The organism is Hydrogenophaga aromaticivorans (genome assembly GCF_013387465.1).
In the GTDB taxonomy this organism is placed as follows: domain Bacteria; phylum Pseudomonadota; class Gammaproteobacteria; order Burkholderiales; family Burkholderiaceae_C; genus Hydrogenophaga; species Hydrogenophaga aromaticivorans.
In genome coordinates this window covers 1-22,400 of sequence record NZ_VYGV01000028.1, presented here as the reverse complement: position 1 = coordinate 22,400, position 22,400 = coordinate 1, and the positions used below count along the sequence as shown (strand labels likewise).

Annotated in this window: 22 protein-coding genes; 14 read left to right on the top strand and 8 right to left on the bottom strand. The window is 69.2% G+C overall.

Going from position 1 to position 22,400, the window contains the following annotated elements:
* Positions 1–177: 177 nt before the first annotated feature.
* Together F3K02_RS25415 and F3K02_RS25410 are read left to right on the top strand one after the other, a co-directional pair.
* Complete coding sequence (locus F3K02_RS25415; protein WP_425485643.1) at positions 178–2,820, top strand: circularly permuted type 2 ATP-grasp protein; 2,643 nt, start codon at positions 178–180, stop codon at positions 2,818–2,820.
* Positions 2,821–2,822: 2 nt separating this feature from the next.
* Positions 2,823–3,827 carry a transglutaminase N-terminal domain-containing protein gene (locus tag F3K02_RS25410; protein ID WP_177139259.1) on the top strand — a complete coding sequence of 335 codons (1,005 nt, stop codon included), beginning with the start codon at positions 2,823–2,825 and terminating at the stop codon, positions 3,825–3,827.
* 4 nt (positions 3,828–3,831) lie between these two features.
* Here F3K02_RS25410 and F3K02_RS25405 read toward each other — a convergent pair whose 3' ends face one another.
* From F3K02_RS25405 to ylqF, 3 genes are all read right to left on the bottom strand, one after another.
* Positions 3,832–4,425, bottom strand: a complete 594-nt coding sequence (locus F3K02_RS25405) for an NAD(P)H-dependent oxidoreductase (protein ID WP_177139258.1) — start codon at positions 4,423–4,425, stop codon at positions 3,832–3,834.
* Positions 4,426–4,510: 85 nt separating this feature from the next.
* Positions 4,511–4,912: a carboxymuconolactone decarboxylase family protein gene (locus F3K02_RS25400; protein ID WP_177139257.1), complete on the bottom strand. Its 402-nt coding sequence runs from the start codon at positions 4,910–4,912 to the stop codon at positions 4,511–4,513.
* Positions 4,913–4,943: 31 nt separating this feature from the next.
* Positions 4,944–5,918, bottom strand: coding sequence for a ribosome biogenesis GTPase YlqF (gene ylqF, locus F3K02_RS25395; protein ID WP_177139256.1), 975 nt, complete (start codon positions 5,916–5,918; stop codon positions 4,944–4,946).
* A 112-nt stretch (positions 5,919–6,030) separates the two neighbouring features.
* On the opposite strand from ylqF, the gene F3K02_RS25390 reads away from it, so the two are divergent.
* Together F3K02_RS25390 and F3K02_RS25385 are read left to right on the top strand one after the other, a co-directional pair.
* Entirely contained in the window at positions 6,031–6,501 is a 471-nt protein-coding gene (locus tag F3K02_RS25390; protein ID WP_177139255.1) for an SRPBCC family protein, read from the top strand.
* A gap of 336 nt (positions 6,502–6,837) precedes the next feature.
* On the top strand, positions 6,838–7,134 hold the full coding sequence (locus tag F3K02_RS25385) for a 2Fe-2S iron-sulfur cluster-binding protein (protein WP_177139253.1): 297 nt from the start codon (positions 6,838–6,840) through the stop codon (positions 7,132–7,134).
* 14 nt (positions 7,135–7,148) lie between these two features.
* Here the strand turns inward: F3K02_RS25385 and F3K02_RS25380 are convergent, their stop codons facing one another.
* The 3 genes from F3K02_RS25380 to F3K02_RS25370 form a co-directional block, all read right to left on the bottom strand.
* On the bottom strand, positions 7,149–8,042 hold the full coding sequence (locus F3K02_RS25380; protein WP_177139251.1) for a dienelactone hydrolase family protein: 894 nt from the start codon (positions 8,040–8,042) through the stop codon (positions 7,149–7,151).
* A gap of 296 nt (positions 8,043–8,338) precedes the next feature.
* Positions 8,339–9,898: a glutamate--cysteine ligase gene (gene gshA / locus F3K02_RS25375; RefSeq protein WP_177139250.1), complete on the bottom strand. Its 1,560-nt coding sequence runs from the start codon at positions 9,896–9,898 to the stop codon at positions 8,339–8,341.
* Positions 9,899–9,931: 33 nt separating this feature from the next.
* Complete coding sequence (locus tag F3K02_RS25370; RefSeq protein WP_177139248.1) at positions 9,932–10,972, bottom strand: tRNA dihydrouridine synthase; 1,041 nt, start codon at positions 10,970–10,972, stop codon at positions 9,932–9,934.
* A gap of 158 nt (positions 10,973–11,130) precedes the next feature.
* On the opposite strand from F3K02_RS25370, the gene F3K02_RS25365 reads away from it, so the two are divergent.
* From F3K02_RS25365 to F3K02_RS25320, 10 genes are all read left to right on the top strand, one after another.
* Positions 11,131–11,658, top strand: a complete 528-nt coding sequence (locus F3K02_RS25365) for a FecR family protein (protein WP_177139247.1) — start codon at positions 11,131–11,133, stop codon at positions 11,656–11,658.
* 94 nt (positions 11,659–11,752) lie between these two features.
* Positions 11,753–12,346 (top strand): OmpA family protein, encoded by a 594-nt coding sequence (locus tag F3K02_RS25360; protein WP_177139246.1) that lies wholly within the window; start codon positions 11,753–11,755, stop codon positions 12,344–12,346.
* 7 nt (positions 12,347–12,353) lie between these two features.
* Positions 12,354–12,842 (top strand): HugZ family pyridoxamine 5'-phosphate oxidase, encoded by a 489-nt coding sequence (locus tag F3K02_RS25355; protein WP_177139245.1) that lies wholly within the window; start codon positions 12,354–12,356, stop codon positions 12,840–12,842.
* Positions 12,839–13,540, top strand: a complete 702-nt coding sequence (locus F3K02_RS25350) for an RluA family pseudouridine synthase (protein WP_425485642.1) — start codon at positions 12,839–12,841, stop codon at positions 13,538–13,540. Before F3K02_RS25355 ends, F3K02_RS25350 begins: the two co-directional genes overlap by 4 nt.
* An 11-nt stretch (positions 13,541–13,551) precedes the next feature.
* Positions 13,552–14,319 (top strand): SDR family NAD(P)-dependent oxidoreductase, encoded by a 768-nt coding sequence (locus F3K02_RS25345; RefSeq protein ID WP_177139244.1) that lies wholly within the window; start codon positions 13,552–13,554, stop codon positions 14,317–14,319.
* Positions 14,320–14,351: 32 nt separating this feature from the next.
* A complete protein-coding gene (locus tag F3K02_RS25340; RefSeq protein WP_246309815.1) occupies positions 14,352–14,930 on the top strand; it encodes a histidine phosphatase family protein in 579 nt (192 codons plus the stop codon).
* Between the two features lie 311 nt (positions 14,931–15,241).
* Positions 15,242–16,426 carry a beta-ketothiolase BktB gene (gene bktB / locus F3K02_RS25335; protein ID WP_177139243.1) on the top strand — a complete coding sequence of 395 codons (1,185 nt, stop codon included), beginning with the start codon at positions 15,242–15,244 and terminating at the stop codon, positions 16,424–16,426.
* 187 nt (positions 16,427–16,613) lie between these two features.
* Positions 16,614–17,999: an AAA family ATPase gene (locus F3K02_RS25330; protein WP_177139242.1), complete on the top strand. Its 1,386-nt coding sequence runs from the start codon at positions 16,614–16,616 to the stop codon at positions 17,997–17,999.
* The gene (locus F3K02_RS25325) at positions 17,996–19,534 is read left to right on the top strand and encodes a VWA domain-containing protein (protein WP_177139241.1); all 1,539 of its coding nucleotides are present in this window, start codon (positions 17,996–17,998) and stop codon (positions 19,532–19,534) included. Before F3K02_RS25330 ends, F3K02_RS25325 begins: the two co-directional genes overlap by 4 nt.
* Before the next feature lie 192 nt (positions 19,535–19,726).
* Complete coding sequence (locus tag F3K02_RS25320; protein WP_177139239.1) at positions 19,727–20,041, top strand: YkvA family protein; 315 nt, start codon at positions 19,727–19,729, stop codon at positions 20,039–20,041.
* 30 nt (positions 20,042–20,071) lie between these two features.
* On the opposite strand, the gene F3K02_RS25315 is transcribed toward F3K02_RS25320, so the two are convergent.
* The gene (locus tag F3K02_RS25315) at positions 20,072–21,535 is read right to left on the bottom strand and encodes an NAD(P)/FAD-dependent oxidoreductase (protein WP_177139237.1); all 1,464 of its coding nucleotides are present in this window, start codon (positions 21,533–21,535) and stop codon (positions 20,072–20,074) included.
* A gap of 45 nt (positions 21,536–21,580) precedes the next feature.
* Positions 21,581–22,400, bottom strand: an 820-nt coding sequence (locus tag F3K02_RS25310; protein WP_177139235.1) for a vanadium-dependent haloperoxidase, incomplete at its 5' end; no start/stop codon positions are given.

Genomic DNA, 22,400 nt, shown 5'->3' with positions numbered 1-22,400 from the left:
TCCAGGGGGGCGCCAGCAGCGGCCCGGCAAAGCCGGTTCCGCGCTGGCCCTGGGTTGGCGCTGCGTCGTTCGTTCCGGATCGTGCTCCGGCTGCAGCAAGCTGCGGCCTCGCACACAGGCAGGTTCACTAGCGTGAAGGACGGCACACGCCCTCCCGCGGATCGGGTTTCGCCCCAAGTGCCCGAGAAGGAAGCGAAGGCATACTCGGAACCCGTGACCCAAGAAGCCTCCGACTCCCTCTTCGACGAGCTCAGCCCGGATTCCCCCGGTGACTGGGCGCTGTCGCTTTCGGTGCCCGCCGACACCGGGCACCGGGACGAGTTGCGCGGCCCCCCAGCGCCCGGTGCCGAGAACGCCGACACGCTGGCGCCGACCTGGTCGAGCTTTTTTGAGCACGTCGGAACCGATGGCCTGGCCGACCTGAACCGCCGCAACGACAACCTGCAGCGCCAGATCCGCGACAACGGCGTCACCTACAACGTCTACGCCGAATCCTCCGGCCAGCAACGCCCCTGGGCGCTGGACCTGTTCCCGATGGTGATCGGCCCGGAAGACTGGGCCCACATCGAAACCGGCGTGCTGCAGCGCACCCGCCTGCTCAACGCCATGATGGCCGACCTGTACGGCGAGCGCGAGCTGCTCAAGCGCGCCCTGCTGCCGGCCGCGCTGGTGCAGGGCCATCCGGGTTACCTGCGCGCCATGCAGGGCGTGCAGCCCGCGGGCGGCACCTGGCTGCACATCGTGGCCTTTGATCTCGCCCACGGACCCGACGGCCGCTGGTGGGTGGTCGGCCAGCGCACGCAGGCGCCCTCGGGCCTGGGCTACCTGCTGGAAAACCGCATCGCCATCGCGCGCCAGTTCCCCAAGGCCTTCGCCGGCATGAAGGTGCAGCGCCTGGCCGCGAGCTACCGCGCGCTCATGGACGGCATCAAGGCCATGGCGCCCGAAGGCGAGAACGCGCGCATCGCCCTGCTCACGCCCGGCCCTTACAACGAAACCTATTTCGAACACGCCTACCTCGCGCGTTACCTCGGCCTCACGCTGGTGGAGGGCAACGACCTCACCGTGCGCGACCAGCGCCTGTACCTGAAAACACTCAGCGGTCTGGAACCGGTGCACGCGCTGATCAAGCGGCTGGACGACGAGTGGCTCGACCCGCTGGAGCTGCGCTCCGACTCGCGCCTCGGTGTGCCCGGCCTGCTGCAGGTGCTGCGCGCGGGCAACCTGCTGCTGGCCAACGCGCCCGGCTCGGCCCCGCTCGAATCGAGCGCGCTGCTCGGCTTCCTGCCCGCCATCAGCCGCCACCTGCTGGGAGAAGAGCTGGCCCTGCCCTCGCTCGCCACCTGGTGGTGCGGCGAAGACGCTGCGCTGCGCGAGGTGCTGCCGCTGCTCAAGGGCAGCGTGATCAAGCCCACCTACCCCAGTTCGGGCCTCGACACCGCCATGGGGCAAAGCCTCAACAAGCGGGAGCTCGACGAATGGGCCGGCCGCATGGTGCGCCACCCGGACGACTACACCGTGCAGTCCTGGCTGCCGCTGTCGCAGACCCCCACCTGGACCGGCGAGCGCCTGCTCCCGCGCTCGGCCATGCTGCGCGTGTTTGCGCTGGCCGATGGTCCGCAGTCCTGGCGCATGCTGCCCGGCGGCCTGGTTCGCCTCGCGCCGCGCGGCCAGCTCATCGCCGCCATGCAGCGCGGCGGCAGCAGCGCCGACTGCTGGGTGCTCACCAAAGGCGAGGTCGACCACACCAGCCTGTTGCAGTCGGCCCCCAGCACCATGGCGCTGGCGCACCAGACCCGCCCGGTGACCAGCCGCGCGGCCGAAAACCTGTTCTGGCTGGGCCGCTACACCGAACGCGCTGAAAACAGCATCCGGCTCGCGCAGATCGTGCTCAACCACGTGGGCGGCGAAGAGCCCAACTCGCGCCCGCTCATGGCCTGGCTCTCGGCCACCGCCCAGGAAGACTCGCTGGTGCTGTCCGGCGTGCCCGCCGCCGAACAGTCGGCGCGCGTGTTTGCGCGCTCGCTCATGGCCGGCCTCTCGCCCGTGCCCGGCACGCCGCTGGCCGAACAGTCGTACAGCGTGGGTTTCAACCTGCGCGCGCTCAAGGCCTCGGCCGCGCAGGTGCGCGAGCGCCTCTCGCAGGAACACTGGAACCTGATCGAACGCACCGAAGCCGGCTTCGCGATCGATTGCGCCAACATGGCCGCCGATGCCGAATACGCCACCACCGAAGCCCTCGCCGCGCTGCAGAACGCCAGCGAGCTGCTGGCCGCCATCACCGGTGCGCAGACCGACCGCATGGTGCGCGACAACGGCTGGCGCCTGCTGTCGATCGGCCGCCACATCGAGCGCCTGATCACGCTGTCGCGCGCGCTCACGCTCAGCCTCGAACACGGCTGCCTGCACGATCAGGCGGGCTTCGAGGCCGTGGTGGCGCTGTTCGACAGCACCATCACTTTCCACGCCCAGTACCAGCAGCGCCGCGACATGGTCGCGTTGATCGACCTGCTGGTGATGAACCGCGACAACCCGCGCTCACTCGCCTGGGTCGTGCAGACATTGAGATCGCGCCTGGCCAAGCTCTCGCAGAGCGCCACGCCGCAAGACGCCGAGCTGGCCATGGGCCTGCCCGACCCCGACACCTGGGTGCTCGCCGACCTCAGCAACTGGCAGCGCAACCCCGTGGGCGAGCGCCACTGGGGCGAGCTGGAGACCCTGCTCGACGACTGCGAAGCCGCCGCGGGTGAGCTTTCAGAAGAAATCACGCGCCTGCATTTCAGCCACGCCGACCGGCGCAACCAGACCCTGGGCGCCTGACCGTGTTGCTTCGCATCCTTCACCGCACCCGCTACCGCTACCACGGCAGCATCGACATGGCACAGCACATGGTGCACCTGTCGCCGAAGGACACCGCAACGCAACAACTGATCGAGCACAGCCTGCGCATCCAGCCCGAACCGGCGGCACGCAGCCAGACCATCGACGTGTTCGGCAACCTGCGCACCTTTTTCTCATTGCAGGCGCCACACGAAACCCTCACCGTCGAAGCCGACAGCCTGGTGCAGACCGAGGCCCCGCAGGCGCTGCCCGACAGCGCGGCGTGGCAGCTGCTGCACTGGGAAGAGGTTCGCCGGCACTTCCGCTACCGCGCCCATGCGCCCTACGATCCGGCGAGCGAATTCCTGTTTGCGTCCCCCTATGTGCCGCGCGACGACGCCTTCGCGGCCTTCGCGCGTCCGGCCTTCAAGGCGGGTCTGCCGGTGCTGGAAGCCACGCGCGCGCTGATGGAGCGCATCCACACCGAACTGACCTACGAAACAGACAGCACCGAGGTCAACACCCCGGCGCTGCAGGCGCTGGAACAGGGCAAAGGTGTGTGCCAGGACTTTGCCCACATCATGATCGGCTGTCTGCGCAGCCTGGGCCTGCCCGCGCGTTATGTGAGCGGCTACCTGCTCACCCAGCCGCCACCGGGCAAGCCCCGCCTGATCGGTGCCGACGCCTCACACGCCTGGGTGTCGGTCTACGTTCCGCCGCTGGCCGACCTCCGCAACGGTGAGGACGACGCGTCCGATGAAACGCCTGAATCGACGGAGGCCGACGACACCGCCGCACCCGGCGGCGCCTGGTTCGACTTCGACCCGACCAACAACCGCTGCGGCTGGGGCAGCCCCGGCGAAGACTACGTGACCCTGGCCACCGGACGCGACTTCTCCGATGTCTCCCCCATGCGCGGTGTGATCCAGGGCGGCGCGCGGCACAAACTCAGCGTGGCGGTCACCGTCGCGCCACCCGACGAAGTCGCGGACCAGCTCGACACCTGAGCCCTCAAGCAGCCTGCTCGCCCAGCCGCCGCAACCGGGCCCGCCACTTCGCCACACCCGCCTCGCCCAACTGCTCCACCATCCCGATCAGGGTTTGATGGACCGGGGCGATGCCGACAAACCCCAGGATGTTGCGCTCCAGCGATTTGACGCTGTGGGCGCGGAAGTACCAGCGGTAGAGCAGCGCGGGCATGCCCATGGTGACGATCACACGGGCCGAGCGACCGGTGAGCCCCTTGTGGCCAAACGGGTTGTCACCGCCCTTCTTGAAGGCGAATCCGGGCCGCGCCACCTGTTCCAGAAACCCCTTGAGCACAGCCGGCATGTCGCCCAGCCAGAGCGGAAAGAACAGCACCAGGTGCTGCGCCCAGGCGATGTCGTCCTGGGCGCTCTGCAGCGAGGGCGGCAGCGCGCCGTGTTCCCAGTCGTGCTGGCTCCGGAGCAGCGGAAAGTCGAGTGCGGCCACGTCCACCCGGCGCAGCGCATGCCCGGCCGCCTGCGCGCCTTCGGCGTAGGCTTCGATCAGCGTGTGGATCAGGTGGTGCTCCCCGGCATCGGGGTGGCCGTTGACGAGCAGGATGCGGCGCGGTTCGGTCATGGCAGGGCTCCGGTGAAATGACGCCATGCTGGCACCGCGGCGGCGCGGGCGGTTTGAGCCGCGTCAATCCCGGGCCGGGCGGGCTTCAGCCTTTGTCGAACACCGGATCCACCGGCACCTGCAGCGCGGTGGCGAGCTGGTTGGTCTTGGCCGCCAGCGCCACGATGGACAGCAGCTCGGCGTGCTGCTCGCGCGTCATGCCCTTGGCGGTGGCCGCGGCGGTGTGCGAGTGCACGCAGTAGCTGCAGCCGTTGATGATGGACGCGGTGATGTAGACCAGCTCCTTGGTGAGCGGATCGAGCGCTGACGGTGTGGCCATGATCCGCTTGACCTCGGCCCAGGTCTGCTCCAGCAGCGCCGCATCAAACGCCAGGTAACGCCACATGTTGTTGATGAAATCGGTCTTGCGCGTGGCGCGGATGTCGTCGAACACGGCTTTCACGCGCGGATCGGCTTCGGGGTTGTCGAGGGGCGCAACGGTGGACATGCGGGGTCTCCTGGGGATGGGCTCAGCGCGGTCAACGCGGTTTGGCGGGCTTGGGCGCCTTGGCTTTGCGCTCCGGGCTGATGAGGCCCTGCTCGCGCAGCGACTTCTTGCGCTCGGCGCGATCAGCGTCGGATTTCAGGCCGGCCTTCATCCAGCGGCCGAACTGCTCGGGCGTTTCCAGCGTGATGCGGCCGATGTGCAGCGCACGGAAGTCGGCGATCACCAGTTCGGCGGCCTTCTGCATGTTGACCTTGCCACCGCCCGCGAGCGCACCACGCTGGCGGCCGATGGCTTCGATCAGTTCTTCTTCGTGTGCCTGGGCGTAGGCTTCGGGCGCGCGGCCGAGCTTGTAGCGGGCTTCGAGCAGCGCCGGGTAATCGGCCTTGAGCAGGGCCAGCAGTTCGTAGGCCACTTCCTGTTCGTCGTAGGCGTTCTTGCCCACCGCGCCACTGGCGGCGAGGTTGAAGCCGCTCTCGGGCACCACGATGCGCGGCCAGAGCATGCCCGGCGTGTCGTAGAGGTAGAAGTCGTCGGCCAGCGCGATGCGCGATTCGGTGCGCGTGACGCCCGCCTCGTCCCCGGTCTTGGCGGCGCGCTTGCCCTTGAGCGTGTTGATCAGCGTGGACTTGCCCACGTTGGGAATGCCGCAGATCAGCACGCGCATGGGCTTGACCATGCCGCCGCGCCGGGGCGCGAGGTGGTGGCAGGCGTCGATGATGGCGCGCGCGGGCGCGGTGTTGCTCGCGTCCAGCGCGATGGCCTGCGTGTTGGGCTGCGCGTTGTAGTGCGCGAGCCAGAGCGCGGTGCGCGCGGGGTCGGCCATGTCCTGCTTGTTCAGCACCTTGAGCGTGGGCCGGCCGCTGGTGAGCTCGGCCATCAGCGGGTTGGCGCTGCTGCCGGGCAGGCGCGCGTCGAGCATTTCAATCACGACGTCGATTTCTTTCACGCGCTCGCCGATCGCCTTGCGAGTGAGGTGCATGTGCCCGGGGAACCACTGGATGCTCATTGTTTGTTCTTTCAGTCAGACCGGGATTGTGCGCTGGGGTGTCTTCTCTATCGGCCCGGCGGGGTGCCGTGCCACAATGGTTTTTCATTCCCCACACCCCAAGAGGAGACACATGAGCATCACCGTCAAGATCGATCTGGGTTACGAATTCGACGTCAAGGCCAAGGCCGCCGAGGTGTTCGACGTGCTCTCGGACGTGCCGACCTCGGTCAGCCATTTTCCCAAAGTCGAACAGCTCACCGACCTGGGTGATGGCGTCTACAAATGGGAGATGGAAAAGGTGGGCACGGCGCAGGTCAACATCCAGACCATCTACGCCAGCAAATACGTTTCCGACAAGGCCAAGGGCACGGTGAAGTGGACACCGGTCAAGGGCGTGGGCAACGCGCTGGTGGGCGGCCACTGGAAGATCGTGGACAACAAGAAGTCCACCGGCGTGACGCTGGCCATCCAGGGCGAGATCGAGGTGCCGCTGCCGGGCCTGATGAAGATGGTGGTGGCGCCCATCGTCGAAGGCGAGTTTGAAAAACTGGTCGAGAAGTACATCGACAACCTGATCCTGCGCTTCGGCGGCGAAGCCTGAGGTTTGCGCTGGTCTTCCCCACCCGGCGATGTTGTCCAGCGAAACACTGGATAAGTTTGTGCATAACCCAGGGTCAACCGTGTACGGGGTGCGCAAGTGCTTGTGGCCCTAGGTGCTTCTTCAATCTGCCCAGCAAACAGGCACCCGGACAACGGTGGTTATCCACTTGTCCATCAAAATCTTGGACAAGCTTGTGCATAAGTCAGGACAAGCCTTGTACGGGCAAGCTAAGTGCTTGTTTCACAATGGAGTTCTTCAGATTGCCTGTTCAGAAGGCAGTGTCTGCACAAGCCCTGCACCATCCGTTGGCGCGGCATTGCGGTTAGATTTGTGCACATGAGCGCTCCAGCTGCACCGACGGCCTTCCGCTTGCACCTGTCCGACACCGGCGAGTCCTTCTCAGCACCGGTTGACGCGACGCTGCTGCAGACCCTGCTGCGCGCGGGCGTGGCCTGGCCCGCCTCGTGCCGCAACGGCAGCTGCCGCGTCTGCATCGGCCGGCTGGTGCGGGGCCGTGTGCGCTACGCGATCGAATGGCCGGGTCTGCTGCCCGAAGAAAAGGCGGCCGGCTGCGTGCTGCCTTGCGCCGCTTATCCGCTGGAAGACCTGGAGCTGAGCGGTCCCGGCGCCTGAGGGCGGCGGGACCTTCAGCCCGCCTGCAGGTGCTGCCTGAAGAAACCGAGGGTGCGCTCCCAGGCGAGCTGGGCGGCGTTGGCGTCGTAACGCGGTGTCGTGTCGTTGTTGAAACCGTGCTGGGTACCCGGGTACAGGTGCGCGATGTGGCGCACGCCCGCGGTCTTGAGCGCGGCTTCATACGTTGGCCAGGCGGCGTTGATGCGCTCGTCGATCCCGGCGAAGTGGATCAGCAGCGGCGATTTCACCTTGGCCGCGTCTTCGGCGGGCGGGTGGTTGCCGTAGAACGGCACCGCCGCGCCCAGATCGGGCAACTGGGTGGACAGGTGGTGCGCCACGCCGCCGCCGTAACAGAAACCCACCACACCGATGCGACCGGAGCAGTCGGGCCGGCCTTTGAGCGTACCCGCGGCGGCGATGAAGTCCTGCCGGGTCTTGCCCTGGTCGAGCTGGGCAAACAAGGCCCGGGCCTTGTCTTCGTCCCCAGGGTAGCCGCCCAGCGGGGTGAGTGCATCGGGCGCCATCGCAAGGTAGCCGTCCACGGCGAGGCGGCGGGCGATGTCTTCGATGTGGGGATTGAGGCCGCGGTTCTCGTGCACCACCAGCACGCCCGGCAACTGGCCGCTGGCGCCGGCGGGTTTGGCCACATAGGCCTTGACCAAGCCGGAACCCGAGGGCGAGGCAAGCTCCACCCGCTGCGTGCTGATGCGCGGATCGCCCTGGGGCACCACCTGCGCGATGGCGAAGTCGGGGCTGAGCGCGGCCAGCAGGCCCGCTGCCGTCAAGCCGCCGACGGCGAACTTCGCGGCACGGTCCAGAAAGCCGCGACGATCGATGTCTCCGTGTACGTACGCATCAAACAGGATCAGCAGTTCCTGGTCAAAGTCCGCAGCGGTCAAACGTGCCATGGCAGCCTCCTTGAATGGGAAGCCCGCAGCTTATCGCCAGCCCGTCCGGTGGTGAATACGCCTGACGGGGGAGCGGGTTTCCAGAGGTAACGGCCGCAACACCCGCCTGCCGCAGGCACGGCGCAGCCGACGGCTCAGAGGCTGAGAGTTTTTCGGGCGTGACCGAGCAACGCGCCAGAACGTGCCCAATCAAGGCGCAAAGCACAGCCATAGCTCGGGCTATGGCGCGCATTTGCAAAGCCGAGTGGGTGCGTTCTGGCGTGGTGAGCGGGCATGAGCGAAAGACTCTCAGCCTCTCAGACGGGCGCGATCGCGGACCAGTCGGGATGCCGCCCCAGGCGCGCGGGTGAGGTGTACTCCTGCCGGTACACCTCGAACGGCATGGTGTCCGCGGCTTCGATGGCGCGCTGGGCCTCGAACGACTGGGCGGCCATGGCCTCGAACCGCGCCTGCTGCTTGGCGCTCCAGGGCAGACCCAGCAGGTGGGCATGGGTCTGCTGCGACTGCTCGCGCACAAAGCCCACGAAGGAATCGTTGTGCTCCTGCCGGATGGCAGCGAGCACACGGGCCGATGGCAGCGTCTCGGGTGCGAGCAGCGAGGCACGGGCCTGCGCCACGGCATCACGGTGGTCACTGCCACCGTGGGTCGCGTCCAGGGTCGCAGCAATGGGCGCCAGCTGATCGATCAGTTCGATGCCCCAGTGTTGCAGGCCCACGCTTTCCCCTTTGCGCCACAGACAGAGGCCAGGCTCGCGTCCGCGCGCGGCGGTGAGGTGCTGGTTGTACTTGAGCTCGTGGATTTCGTCCGGCGTGTCGGGCGGGCTGTCGCTGAGCAGGCAGTGCATCAGGAACACGTCGAGAAAGCGCAAGGTGGGTGCGCCGATGCCGATGGGCTCGAACGGGTCAAGGTCCATCAGCCGCACCTCGACGTATTCCACGCCGCGTTCGCGCAGCGCGTGCAGCGGGCGTTCGCCGGGGTAGATCACGCGCTTGGGCCGGATCGTGCCGTAGAACTCGTTTTCGATCTGCAGCAAGGTGGTGGCAAGCTGGTTGTAGTCGCCACCCGGGTTGCGGATGCCCACCGCTTCGTAGGCCGGCCAGGGCCGGGTGAGTGCATCGTGCAGTGAGGCGGCATAACCTTCGAGCCCGTTGTAGCTCACGTCCAGCGTGGCCTGCGCCTCGCTCTGGTAGCCCAGGCGACCCATGCGCAGCGAGGTGCCGTAGGGCATGTGCAGGCTGCCGCTGCTGCCCAGCGGCAGCAACTCGTGCTGGCGGCCTTCGACGAAGCTGGAACACAGGGCGGGCGAGGCCCCGAACAGCGCGAGCAGCAAAAAGGCGTGGCGGCGGAAGTTGCGGATGAGCGCGAAATACCCATCGTTGTCCACGCCCGGCAGCGACCAGTTGTAGTGGATGCCCGAGATCGTCTGCATGCGCCGGCCGTAGCGGTGGCCCAGGCCCATGCGGTAGACGCTCTTGGCGCGCCCGACGTTGGACGACCCATAACGGCCCAGCGGAATGGTCTCGTCGGTCGGCAGGCCGCAGGGCATGCTGGAGGCCCAGAGCATTTCGTCCCCGGCCGCCTTCAGGCTGCGCACCGTGTACTGGTGGATTTCGGTGAGCTGTTGCAGACAGGTTTCGACGCTGTCGTGCACCCCCGTGATCAGCTCCAGCTGCGACTCGCTGTAGTCCGTGGTGATGTGCGGGTGCGTGAGCGCGCTGCCCAGCGCCACCGGGTGTGGCGTGAGGGCCAGCTTGCCGTCGGGCTGGGCGCGCAGGCTCTCTTTTTCAAGACCGCGGCGCATGCCACGCAGGCGCTCGGTGCCAAGCGCTTGCAGCCGTTGTTCCAGTGAAGTCATACAGGGGGTGGTTATCGGGTCCGGGGCCGGAACTTAACACGGCTGGGCCATTTCCGCTGGCGGCACGGGCATGCGGTTCTCGGGTAGGAAACGGCGCGCCACCGGCGCGACGGGGGTCTCCCGCGCCGCGGCCAGCCCCGTGCTGGCGTGCAACCAGGCATCGATCTGCGGCGGCTCGTTGCAGCAGCGCAGCTCGTCGAACGCGGTCTGGGCCTCGGGATAACGCTTGCGCAGGTAGTTGAGCCACTGCTTCAGGCGCCCGGCGCGGTGGCGGCGCTCGACACGGCCGCTCACCTGCTGCCAGAACACCGCCAGCAGAGGCGCCACCTCGCCCCAGGGCACGCCGCCCTGCCCCTTGATGGCCAGCGCCAGGCCCGGATCGGTCACCATGCCGCGGCCGATCATGAGCGCATCACACCCGCTCACTTCGCGGCAGCGCAGCGCTTCGGCAACGCTCCAGATTTCGCCGTTGGCGATCACCTGCATGGCCCCCGAGGGCAGCGATTCCTGCACCTGGGCGATGCGCTCCCAGTAAGCCGGGGGCCGGTAGCCATGGGCCTTGGTGCGGGCGTGGATCACCAGTTCGTCGGCACCGGCTTCGGCGATCGCCTGCGCACAATCCTCGGCGCGCTGGTCGTCGTTGAAGCCCAGGCGCATCTTGGCCGACACCGGCACGTGGGCCGGCACGGCCCGGCGCACCGCAGACACGATGCGGCCGATCAGTTCGGGTTCGTCCAGCAACACCGCGCCGCCGCGGCTCTGGTTCACCGTCTTGGCCGGGCAGCCGAAATTGAGGTCCACCCCGAACGGGCTCAGCCCGGCGAGCCGGGCGGCGTTGTCGGCCAGGCAGACCGGATCGGAACCCAGCAGCTGCGGCCGCACCGGCACCCCTGAGCGTGTGCGCCCCCCGTTGAGCAGCTCGGGCACCACCCGCACGAAGGCGCGCTCGGGCAGCAGCGTGTTGGTCACGCGGATGAATTCGCTCACACAGCGGTCGATACCGCCCGTGCGCGTCAGCACATCGCGCAGCGTCGCGTCGAGCAAGCCTTCCATGGGCGCGAGCAAAAGGGTCATCTGGGGGGAGGAAAAAGGCCACAACAAAGGCCGCGCCCGGCAAGCAGGCAGGGCCTGCATTTTACCGGCCGGCCCCGTCCGGCGGCGGCTTGTGGCCCCCGTGGGGGTCCGATAGCATGTTTTGTTCACCCGCTTTCACCGCGTTCCCGGAGACGACCATGTACCTGTTTTCCCGTGTTTCCCTGGTCGCTGCACTGGCCCTGACCACGTCACTCGCCATCGGGCAGACCACGACCACCAACGCCACCGGCAGCGCTCGCATCGGCACCTTCAAACACGTCGAGGGGGACACCCGGATCGGCCGGGCCGACGCGACGCGCACCCCCGCACCGGGCGAAGGCGTGCGCGAGACCGACCGCATCCGCACCGGCCGCAACGGCGCAGCCAGCCTCACGCTCAAGGATGGCACCGTGCTCGTGATGGGGCCCGACACCACGGTGGATCTGACGCGCTTCCAGTTCGACACGACCACCCAGAAAGGCCACTTCGCGCTCGATCTGCTGCAGGGTTCCGTGCGGGTCATCACCGGTCTGCTGGCGAAGATCAACCCCGACCTCTTCAAGGTGTCCACGCCCACTTCGGTGGTCGGCGTGCGCGGCACCGACTTCATCGTGGAGGCCGCTCCACCCCCTCAGGTGCCACCTCCGCGCACAAGGAACGGCCCGCTCAAGGCACCGGCCACCTGAGCTCAGACTGTTAAAGTGGCGCCTCATCCCCGTGCAATTTCGCACGGGGATGGGTCTTTCTTCTTTCCCCGCTTTCATGAAACAGAAGACCGCATTGAACACCCCCATCCGGGCCGCAGGCCTGGTGCTGACCGCCCTGCTCGGCGCCTGTGCTCCCGCCACCCGGGTCATCCTGCTGCCGCAGGCCCATGGCGCACCGAGCGCGGTGGACGTGCGCACCGCCCGGCAGACGCAACCGCTGAACCAGCCCTATCAGGTCGCCGATGTCGACCGCAGCGGCGCCATCACACCCGGCACCACCACCGCAGACCAGGTGCGCAAGGACCACCCGCGGCTGCTCGCGCTCGAACAGCAGCCCCTGGAAAAGTTCGCGCTGGAGTTCGAGCCTGGCACCTCGGTGCTGACCAGCACTTCGGCGGCCCAGCTGCCCGCCATCATCGAACGCGCCAGCGCGCGCCCGGGCGGTGAAATCGTGGTCACGGGCCACACCGATCGACAGGGCGCCGACGATGCCAACGACAGGCTCTCGCTGGAACGTGCTCAGGCGGTGCGCGCGTTGCTGGTCGAGCGGGGCTTCAACGCTGACCGGATCGAGGCCGTGGGCCGCGGTGAACGCGAGCCCCTGGTGCCCACCGACGACGACGTGGTCGAACCGCGCAACCGGCGCGCCGACATCGAGGTGCGCTGACCCGACCATGGCGCACGAACCCCGCCTCACCGCCGCGCTGCGCGAACTGCTCGCCTCGCAGCGCGTCGCCGCGCTCGGCACGCTCGACGAGACCGGCGCACCCTTCGTGTCCATGGTGCCGTTCGCCGTGTTGCCGCTGGCCGGCGAACTGGTGATCCACGTCAGCGGCCTGGCCGCACACACGCGCAACCTGCAGCGCCAGCCACGCGCCTCGCTCATGGTCTGCCAGGCCGAAGTCGCGGGCGAACCGGTGCATGCGCTGCCCCGCGTGACGCTGGACGTGAACGCCCTGCCCTGCGAGCCCGGCAGCGCTGCGCACGGGGCCGCACGAGAGGCCTACCTGACGCGCTTTCCCGAGGCCGAACCCATGACGGCACTGGGCGATTTCCGCTTCCTGCGCCTGGTGCCGGGCGGCGCGCGCCAGGTGGCCGGTTTCGGCGCCGCGCGCAGCATCGACGCCGACGAGTTGCGCCAGGCGCTTGGCCCCGCGCCGTGAGCGACACCGCCACCGCGCAGCCACCCGGCCCGCAAGCCACGCCGGCGGCGATCCCGGCCGGGCTGCAGGTGCTGTACGCCGACGAGGCCCTGCTGGTGCTGAACAAGCCCGCCGGGCTGCTGGCCGTTCCCGGGCGCGGCGAAGACAAGCAGGACTGCCTGAGCGCGCGCGCGCAGGCCGCCTACCCCGACGCGCTGGTGGTGCACCGGCTGGACATGGCCACCTCCGGCCTCGTGGTCATGGGGCGGGGCATCGAAGCCCAGCGCGCCCTCAGCCTGGCGTTCGAGCAACGGCGCGTGCACAAGCGCTACATGGCCGTGGTCAACGGCCTGCTGGCCAACCCCCAACCGGACAACGGCTGGAACACGATCGACCTGCCGCTGCTGCTGGACTGGCTCAACCGCCCGCGCAGCGCGGTCAACCATCAACTCGGCAAACCCAGCGTGACGCACTGGCGCCTCGCCACCGAGCCGGCACCCCTGCCGGGCACCACCCGACTCGACCTGGAGCCCGTCACCGGCCGCTCGCACCAGCTGCGCGTGCACCTGCAGGCGATTGACCACCCCATCGTCGGCGACCCGCTCTACGCTGCGCCCACCGGGGCGGTGGATCGCATGCTGCTGCACGCGCAGGCACTGCGCATCCCGCACCCGGTCACCGGCGCCGAGATGCGTTTCCAATCCACCTGCCCCTTTTGAGGCGCCTTGCCATGCACGACCTCTTCATCCTCACCGGCGCCTCGCGCGGCATGGGCCTGGCCATGGCCCGACAACTCATCGCACCGGGTCGGGTGCTGCTGTGCCTGTCGCGCCAGTCCAGCGCCGAACTCACCGAACTCGCGGGCCAGCGCGGCGCCACGCTGCTGCAATGGCGCATCGACCTGGCCGACACCCTGGCCGCGGCCGAGCGCCTGCAAAACTGGCTGGCGCAGCTCGACGCGCCCAGCCTGGCCAGCGCCACGCTGATCAACAACGCCGGCGTCATCCCGCCCATCGGGCCGCTGGACGCCTGCCCGCCCGATCAACTGGCCAATGCGCTGCGCGTCGGGCTCGAAGCCCCCATGCAACTCACCGCGGCCTTCCTGCGCGCCACCGGCGCCTGGGTCGAAGGCGGCTGGCGCGGCCCGCGCAAGGTGCTCAACATCTCGTCCGGCCTGGGCCGCCGCCCCATGGCCGCGCAGGCGCCGTATTGCGCCGCCAAGGCCGGGCTGGACCACTTCACCCGCTGCAGCGCGCTCGACGAAGCGCAGCGCGAACACGGCGCGAAACTGGTCTCGCTGGCGCCCGGCGTGATCGACACCGACATGCAGGTGCAGCTGCGCGCCGGTGACCCCGCCGCCTTCCCCGACCTGCAGCGCTTCGTGGAACTCCAGCGCCAGGGCCAGCTCTCAAGTCCACCGGACGCCGCCCGCCAGGTCCTGGCCTGGCTCCAGCGGCCCGACTTCGGAGACCAACCGGTGGCCGACGTGCGGGACTGACTCCCCCAGCGGCCGCCCTGCCGGGAGCCCCCATGGCCCATTTGTCACGTCGCCAGTTCACCGGCTCACTGCTCAGCTTGGGCGCCGCCAGCTTGCCGATGGGGGCCGCCGCACAAGGCAGCGGCGACTTCTGGGCCCTGCTGCGCCGCGGTGGTTGCGTGGTGCTCATGCGCCACGCACTCACCGAACCCGGCATCGGCGACCCGCCGGGCTTCCGACTCGACCAGTGCAACACCCAGCGAAACCTGAGTGAAGCCGGCCGCGAGCAGGCGCGCCGGATCGGCGCGGCGTTCACCCGCGAAAGCGTGCCAATCGACGAAGTGCGCTCCAGCGCCTGGTGCCGTTGCACCGAAACCGCCGAACTCGCCTTTGGCCGCCACACGGTCTGGGCGCCGATCAATTCCTTTTTCAACGACGCCACCGGCCCGGCACAGACCCTCGAGGTGTTGCGCGCGGTTCGCGGGCTGGCGGCACCGAAGAACCTCATGCTGGTGACGCACCAGGTCAACATCTCGGCACTCACGGGAGCGACTCTGGCCATGGGCGAGGTCTTCGTCACCCGGCCCGCTGCCGGCGACCGCCTGCCGGTGCTGGCACGCCAGGTGTTCTGAGAGGCTGAGAGTCTTTCGCTCATGCTCGCTCACCACGCCAGAACGCACCCACTCGGCGTTGCAAATGCGCGCCATAGCCAAAGCTATGGCTGTGCTTTGCGCCTTGATTGGGCACGTTCTGGCGCGTTACTCGGTCACGCCCGAAAAGCTCTCAGCCTCTGAGCGCTCGCAACGGGCGGTGCGCCCGAGTTGACAGCCGACAAGCCCGGTGTAAGCCTGCCGCGCATACCATGTGTTGTTGATCCGGCGATCACCGCCCTCACGGCGCGGGTCACCACCCATCACACCCCCACCACAATCAGGAGATGAACATGAGCCGAGAAGTTGTTGTCGTCAGCGCCGCCCGAACCGCCATTGGTACCTACGGCGGCAGCCTCAAGGACACGCCGCCCACCGAACTGGCAGCCCTGGTCGTCAAGGAAACGCTGGCGCGTGCCGGCGTGGACGGCAAGGACGTCGGCCATGTGGTGTTCGGCCACGTGGTCAACACCGAACCCAAGGACATGTACCTCTCCCGCGTCGCCGCGGTCAACGGCGGTTGCGCCGAAGGCACGCCCGCGTTCAACGTCAACCGCCTGTGCGGCTCGGGCCTGCAGGCCATCATTTCGGCCAGCCAGGCGATCATGCTCGGTGACTGCGACATCGCCATCGGCGGCGGTGCCGAGAACATGAGCCGAGGCCCTTACGCCAGCCTCTCGGCCCGCTGGGGCGCCCGCATGGGCGACACCAAGATGGTCGACATGGTGGTCGGCGCGCTGCACGACCCCTTCCACACCATCCACATGGGCGTGACGGCCGAAAACGTGGCCGCAAAATTCGGCATCACGCGCGAGATGCAGGACGCGCTGGCCGTCGAGAGCCACAACCGCGCCCAGCGCGCCACCGAAGCCGGGTACTTCAAGGACCAGATCGTGCCGGTCATGCTCAAGAGCAAGAAGGGTGAGGTGGCCTACGCCACCGACGAGCACTTCCGCCCCAACTGCAAGCTCGAAGACATGGCCAAGCTCAAGCCCGTGTTCGTGAAGGAAAACGGCACCGTGACCGCCGGCAACGCCTCGGGCATCAACGACGCCGCCGCGGCCGTGGTGCTGATGGAAGCCGGTGTGGCCAAGGCGCGTGGCGCGAAGCCGTTGGCGCGCCTGGTCGGCTACGCCCACACCGGCGTGGACCCCAAGATCATGGGCATCGGCCCGGTGTCGGCCTCGCGCCTGGCGCTGCAGAAAGCCGGCCTCACCGTCAACGACATGGACGTGATCGAAGCCAACGAAGCCTTTGCCGCCCAGGCCTGCGCCGTGACGAAAGAGCTCGGCCTGGACCCGGCCAAGGTCAACCCCAACGGCTCGGGCATTTCGCTCGGCCACCCCATCGGTGCCACCGGTGCGCTGATCACGGTGAAGGCGCTGTACGAGCTGGAGCGCATCAACGGCCGCTACGCGCTGGTCACGATGTGCATCGGCGGCGGCCAGGGCATCGCCGCGGTATTCGAAAAAATGTGACCCCCCGCGCCGCCTTCGGCGTCACCCCCCAGGGGGCAACGCGGTGCGGCCCGGCAAAGCCGGTTCCGCCGCGTTCTGGGTGGGGCCCGCGCTCCGGAGACTGTTTGCTCTCCCTTGTGTGTCTTGACTGGGGCGCTGGTGCCGTCAACACTGGTGCCCTTTGTATTTCCAATTTCTGCCGCACCCCATGACGCGTGAACACACCACTGGCGCCACCTGGGCGCCCATGCTGGCCGAACTGGAGCGCGGCCTGCTGCAGCGCGACGTGGCCGCCCGTGCGCTGCTGCTGGCGGCGCTCGCGGGCGAGCACGTGCTGCTGCTCGGCCCGCCCGGCACGGCCAAGAGCGAACTCGCGCGCCGCCTGCAGCGCCTGCTGCCCGGTGCGCACTATTTCGAGCGCCTGCTCACCCGCTTCACCGTGCCCGAAGAGCTGTTCGGTCCGCTCTCGCTGCGCGCGCTGGAAGACGACCGCTACGAGCGCCTGACCGAGGGCTACCTGCCCAGCGCCGAAGTGGCGTTTCTCGACGAGGTGTTCAAGGCCAACTCCGCCATCCTCAACACCCTGCTCGGCCTGCTGCACGAACGCCAGTTCGACAACGGCAGCCAACGCCTGCCGGTGCCGCTGGTGTGCCTCGTCGGCGCCAGCAACGAACAGCCGCAGGACGACAGCCTGCTCGCCTTCTACGACCGTTTCCTGCTGCGCGTGCCGGTGCAGCCGGTGGACGACCAACACTTCACGGCCCTGCTGCTGACCGACGCGACAGCCGCGGGCGACACCCCGGCCGACGCGCTGATCGACCCGGCCGGGGTGCAGGCCCTGCGCGAGCGCGCGCCGCATGTCCCGCTGGGTGAACCCGCGCTGGCGCTGCTGCTGCAGGCCCGGCAGCACGCGAGCCAGACCGCACAGACCGTGTCGGACCGCCGCTGGCGCCAGCTCGTGGCCTTGCTGCAGCTGCAGGCCGCCAGCCGCGGGGCCGTCGAGGTCAGCCCCTGGGACCTCTGGCTGCTGCCCTGTGCGCTGGCCGCCGACCCGGCACAGGTGCCAGCCTGGACCACACTGTTCCTGCACCGGGTCGCCCAGACCGCACCACTGCCGATCGACGGGCTGGAGCGCGCGGTGCAGGCCTTTGAGTCGCAGCTCGACACCGAGCGCCGCGCTCCGCCCGACGCGCAGGACGACAGCGCCGGCAAGCTGGCGCTGGCGCGCGCCATCACCCGCCCGGGCGAAGAAAGCGAGATGGTGCGCATCACCAGCGCGCGCGCCCAGCGTCACTACAGCCCCGTGCACATCGCTGCCCGCGTGGCGCAATGTGATGAGTTGCTGGAGCGGCTGCTGGCGCTGCACGGCGAGTGGCTGGCGGTGGCGCACGCGGTGCTGGCCGAAGCCCGGTCGCACGACTGGCTGCCCCCGAGCTGGCTGCTGCAGATCGAAGCCGCGCACGCCGAACGCTGCGGTCAGCTGGCGGGCCTGTGCGCGCAGCACCAGTCCACGCGCAACGGTTTTGCAGACCTGCCGGTGGACGCAAAGGCCACTGACAACGCACCGGCGCCGGTGCACTGGGAATCCCCATGAAGGCGTCGACAGGCTCGGCCCGGACGGGCGGGTCGGTCGACACCGCGCCAACGGCCACCGTTCCCCTTGAGCCCGTCGAAGGGCTGAGCTTGCCCGACCGGCCCTACCACCACCTGAACGCCCTGCCACGCGAACTCTGGCGCTGGGCCGTGGTGTGCAGCAGCGGCCCGGCTACGCGCCGTCTGCCCGAACTGGCGCACTGGGTGCGTGCGCTCATGGTGGGCACCCTGCCCGACCCGGCGCACGACTTCGGCGACGCCGCCGCCACGCAGGCGCTGCGTCCGCTGCTCGCCGAGCTGGACCTGCTCACCCTCACACGCCAGAGTGCGCCGCTCACCCGACAGGTGCTGCAGAGCCTGCTGTGGCACCTGGACAGCCTGATCGACCGCCCGGCCGATGAACCGCGCGCGCAGGCGGTGGCCCGCATGCAGGCCAGCTTCCGCGACAGCTGGGACGTGCAGCGCCAGGGCTGGGACGAGGTGCTGGCGCTGCTGCAGTCGCTCGGCGACCTGGCGCACCTGCGCTGGGACGACCTCGCCGGCCAGCTCAACCGGCGCGAGTGGCAGGAGGCGCGGCGCATCGGCCAGCTGCTGCAGCGCCTGCCGGCGCTGGCCAGCTTCATCGACGGCGTGGGCCGCCGCGACACCGACCGGCAACGCCCGCCGGCGCGCACCGTCCGACCCGATCCGGCGCCCGATGCGCAGGCCGCGCAACGCCAGGCCGACGAAGAAGAACGACGCCCCGAGCCCACCGCGGTGGACGGCGTGCGCCGCTCGCGCAACCTCGCGCGCATGGCCGGCAGCGAGAGCCTGAACCTGACCCACCCGGTGCTGCACCGACTCTGGCGCGCGCGCTTCGCCGAAGCGCAACTGCTGACCTACGACGACCGCGCCCGCGAAACTTCGCGGCGGCCGCTGCCGTTGCCCGAACACCGGCCCCACCGGCAGGCGCCCACCCACGCCGGGCGCGGCCCGCTGATCATCTGCCTCGACACCTCGGGCTCCATGCGCGGCGCGCCGGAAAGCGTGGCCAAGGCCTGCGTGCTGCAGGCGCTGCGCAGCGCCCACGCCGGCCAGCGCCGCTGCCGGCTGCTGGCTTTTGGCGGCCCCAGCGAGTTGCTGGAGCGCGACCTGACGCTCGACGCCACCGGGCTGGAGCACCTGCTCGACCTGATGGGCCAGAGTTTCGACGGCGGCACCGACGTGCAGACGCCGATCGAGCGCGCCATCGCCCTCGTGCAGACCGCCGGCTGGCACGAGGCCGACCTGCTGGTGGTGAGCGACGGCGAGTTCGGCGTCACCCCCGCCACGTTGCAGCAGCTGCGCGAGGCCAAGGAGCGCCTGGCCCTGCGCGCGCACGGCATCCTGATCGGCGACCGCGAGACCATCGGCCTGCTGGAGGTCTGCGACCACCTGTACTGGGTGCGCGAGTGGCGCCGCTACGGCAGTGGCGCCAGCGCGGTGGCCGACGACTTTTCGCCGGTGCACAGCCGCAGCCTGACGGCCCTGTATTTCCCCAACGCAATCAGAAGGTGAGGCCCCCCTGCGCCGCTGCGCGGCTTCCCCCCGGCGGGGGGACCACGCCCTGTGGCCCGGCAAAGCCGGTTCCACGGCGTGTGCTGGGTTCACGCGCCACCGCTTCCTGTTTGGCATCTGCTCTTGGCTCGCAGAGAACTTTGGGAGATTTCCGGTGTCAGAAACACTCGGACAACCCAAGGAGAAGCTTCGATGTGGAAACGACTCTCGGTGATCTGGCTCGCTGTGCGCGGTGATGCGAAACGGCTCTGGTATGCGCTGGGCCATCCCGAATCGCCGGGCTGGCTCAAGGCCGGTGCGGCGGCGCTGGTGCTCTACCTCGTTTCGCCGATCGACTTCATTCCCGACATGCTGCCGGTGATCGGCGTGCTGGACGACCTGGTCATCGTGCCGCTGGCGCTGCGCTGGCTGCTCGCGCGCCTGCCCGCCCACATCCGCACCTACGCCGAACAGCGCGCCGGCGGCGCGCGCCCGACCGACGGCTGGACCGGCCGCACCGTGCGCTGAGCGCGGACCACGCGTGGCGAGGGCCCGTGTTCACGGGACAGCCCGGTCCGGGCATGCCAGCCGTCCGGCGCTGACCTCGCGGGTTGCTGGAGGCGGCTGCAGGCTGGTCAGAAGCCGGTTCAGGTTCGGCACCGCCGCCTGGGCCTTGGCACCACTGGCCCGCAACAGCGCCAGATGGGCCGGGTCGTCCGACCGCGCACCGTCCAGCAGCACCGCCGCGGTGTTGAGCCGGCTCGCTTTCAGCCAGGTCTCGACGGTTGGGCTCTGCCGCCAGCGCTGGGCGTTTGCCAGTGTCACGGCCCACCCGCTCAGCCAGTCGATGGGCCGCTCGGGCACCGGCACCGGTTCACACAGGCGGTTCATCTCGGCTTCGTTGCTCAGGGTGGATTCGATGTGCGCGATCAGGGCCGCGCTGAACAGCGGCCGGCACCAGCTGACCATCAGCAGGTTGATCCGGTCGCCATCGAACACCGGCACCGGTGGGGCGGGGTGCAGGGCCGCGGCGCTGCAGTCGATGTACAGCGTGTCCGCATGGGCGCCGATCACGCCCTGGTCCAGCACCAGGTGCGAGCGCTCGACCGAACGCAGCCGCCCGAGCCGCACCACGTCGGCGATGCGCCGCAGCCGGGCCAGCTCTTCGCGCGAGGCGATGGCGCAGCGGTAGGTGCTGGGCTCCACAGCCCGGTCCAGACGCATCAGCACGCCACGCTGCTCCAGGCGCGCAAACAGGTCGGGCACCGAGCTGGCTTCGGCGATCGCCTCGAACTGGTCGATGGTGCGGCGCACGCTGTGGGCGAAGTGCTCTGCGCCGGTCAGGATGTTGGCGCGGTCCTGCACCCAGGCGTCGCGCGGCATGATCCAGCGGATGCGCGAGGCCGGCACCCCAGCGTCCAGCAACCACAGGCAGCTGTCCATGCCCGTCTTGCCCGATCCGACCACGGTGTGGTGGGCGTAAGACCGCTGCAGCTGCGGCAGTTGGCCCGGCGCGATGCAGTCCACACCGTTTTCAAGCGCGTAGGCGGGCCGGCGGACCGACGGCACCTCGGTGCGGGCGTGGGTGGCATCCACCCGCTTGCGGCGCACCGTCACCACCTGTTCCGCCCCGGTAGCGAGGCACACCAGGCGGTGCGAGCCGTCGTCCCCCAGGCGGTAGGCGTGGCCCGGGAACCAGCGCACCCGGCCGGTCGGCAGGAAGCGCTCGCGCATCAGCCGCCCGAAATAGGCCAGCACCTCGGCGCCGGTGGCGCCGCGACCGTAGCCGGACGGGTCGGGCACCGCCTCGTCCACCGGGGTCGAAGCGACGCCGTACCAGGCCGAGGGCTGGTGCAACCGAACGAACGGGTAGGCGTCGTTCCAGTGGCCACCGGGCTGCGGGTGCGGGTCCACCATCAGCACGGTGGCGTCGGATTGATCGATCAGGGTGTCGACAAAGGCCATGCCCATGGCGCCCGCGCCCACGACGAGGTAATCGGTCTCGATGGTGTGGTGGTGCATGTCAGCGCTCCTCGGGTGAAGACGGGTTCACGAACAGCCGGTTCATCACGGCGCCTCCCGCAGCAATTGTTCGACCGCCAGCCGGCCCACCTGGCGGCCCAGGGCCTCGCCGGCATCGGTGGAGAAGCGGTAGTGCAGACCGCCGTGGATGCGGGCTTCCGAGACCTCGCGAATGAAATCGTCGGTGCGCTTCCATTGCCGCACCGCGCCCTTGGCGCTCGGGCTGGTGGTGCTCAGAACGGGCAACGTACCGGCACCGAACTCGGCGTCGAGCACCGTGCCGACCGCGCTGGCGAGGCTGCTGTGGGCACTCGGGTACTCGGGGTGCATCGGTGTGTCGATGAGCGACGTCCAGGCGGCCACGCGCTCGGTTGCCGCGTGGCCGTCCGTATCGCCATTGCGGATCGCGGTGACGGGGCGCCAGAAATGGTGGTGGTACTTGGCGTCGATCACGCCGATCACGGCGTCGTCCATGGCCTGCGCGACCGCGGCGAACAGGCGGGCATTGCGGGCCGGATCGCGCCCGGGCTGGTCGGCGGCCGACCGCACGACACCGTGGTAGATCGCAGGCATCGAATAGGCCCAGAAGCGCGCGGCCTCGGTCTGCTCGGCGCTGCGCCGGCCGCCCGAGCGCTCGCCCAGCGACTTCACCTCGTTGTAGTCACGCGCCCATTGATCGCTGGTCAGCGCCGGCGGCGGCCCGGGGCGGAACTGCGCCGCGCCCGACATCAGCCAGGGTTTTCGCTGCGCCCACTGGGGCACGGCCGGCAAGGCGGTCGGCACATAGGCGCCCGCGGCGGCATGCGGCCGGTAGCTTTCGGGCGCACCCGCACCATCGCCGGCGCGGGCGGCCAGCACGGCGGTC

Excerpts from the sequence above, each read along its gene's own strand:
- F3K02_RS25385 (WP_177139253.1), top strand. The coding sequence starts at position 6,838 with ATGAGCGCTCCAGCTGCACCGACGGCCTTCCGCTTGCACCTGTCCGAC.
- F3K02_RS25365 (WP_177139247.1), top strand. The coding sequence starts at position 11,131 with ATGTACCTGTTTTCCCGTGTTTCCCTGGTCGCTGCACTGGCCCTGACC.
- F3K02_RS25355 (WP_177139245.1), top strand. The coding sequence starts at position 12,354 with ATGGCGCACGAACCCCGCCTCACCGCCGCGCTGCGCGAACTGCTCGCC.
- F3K02_RS25340 (WP_246309815.1), top strand. The coding sequence starts at position 14,352 with ATGGCCCATTTGTCACGTCGCCAGTTCACCGGCTCACTGCTCAGCTTG.
- F3K02_RS25330 (WP_177139242.1), top strand. The coding sequence starts at position 16,614 with ATGACGCGTGAACACACCACTGGCGCCACCTGGGCGCCCATGCTGGCC.
- F3K02_RS25325 (WP_177139241.1), top strand. The coding sequence starts at position 17,996 with ATGAAGGCGTCGACAGGCTCGGCCCGGACGGGCGGGTCGGTCGACACC.
- gshA (WP_177139250.1), bottom strand. The coding sequence starts at position 9,898 with ATGACTTCACTGGAACAACGGCTGCAAGCGCTTGGCACCGAGCGCCTG.
- bktB (WP_177139243.1), top strand. The coding sequence starts at position 15,242 with ATGAGCCGAGAAGTTGTTGTCGTCAGCGCCGCCCGAACCGCCATTGGT.
- F3K02_RS25345 (WP_177139244.1), top strand. The coding sequence starts at position 13,552 with ATGCACGACCTCTTCATCCTCACCGGCGCCTCGCGCGGCATGGGCCTG.
- F3K02_RS25405 (WP_177139258.1), bottom strand. The coding sequence starts at position 4,425 with ATGACCGAACCGCGCCGCATCCTGCTCGTCAACGGCCACCCCGATGCC.
- F3K02_RS25380 (WP_177139251.1), bottom strand. The coding sequence starts at position 8,042 with ATGGCACGTTTGACCGCTGCGGACTTTGACCAGGAACTGCTGATCCTG.
- F3K02_RS25390 (WP_177139255.1), top strand. The coding sequence starts at position 6,031 with ATGAGCATCACCGTCAAGATCGATCTGGGTTACGAATTCGACGTCAAG.
- F3K02_RS25315 (WP_177139237.1), bottom strand. The coding sequence starts at position 21,535 with ATGCACCACCACACCATCGAGACCGATTACCTCGTCGTGGGCGCGGGC.
- ylqF (WP_177139256.1), bottom strand. The coding sequence starts at position 5,918 with ATGAGCATCCAGTGGTTCCCCGGGCACATGCACCTCACTCGCAAGGCG.
- F3K02_RS25320 (WP_177139239.1), top strand. The coding sequence starts at position 19,727 with ATGTGGAAACGACTCTCGGTGATCTGGCTCGCTGTGCGCGGTGATGCG.
- F3K02_RS25370 (WP_177139248.1), bottom strand. The coding sequence starts at position 10,972 with ATGACCCTTTTGCTCGCGCCCATGGAAGGCTTGCTCGACGCGACGCTG.
- F3K02_RS25400 (WP_177139257.1), bottom strand. The coding sequence starts at position 4,912 with ATGTCCACCGTTGCGCCCCTCGACAACCCCGAAGCCGATCCGCGCGTG.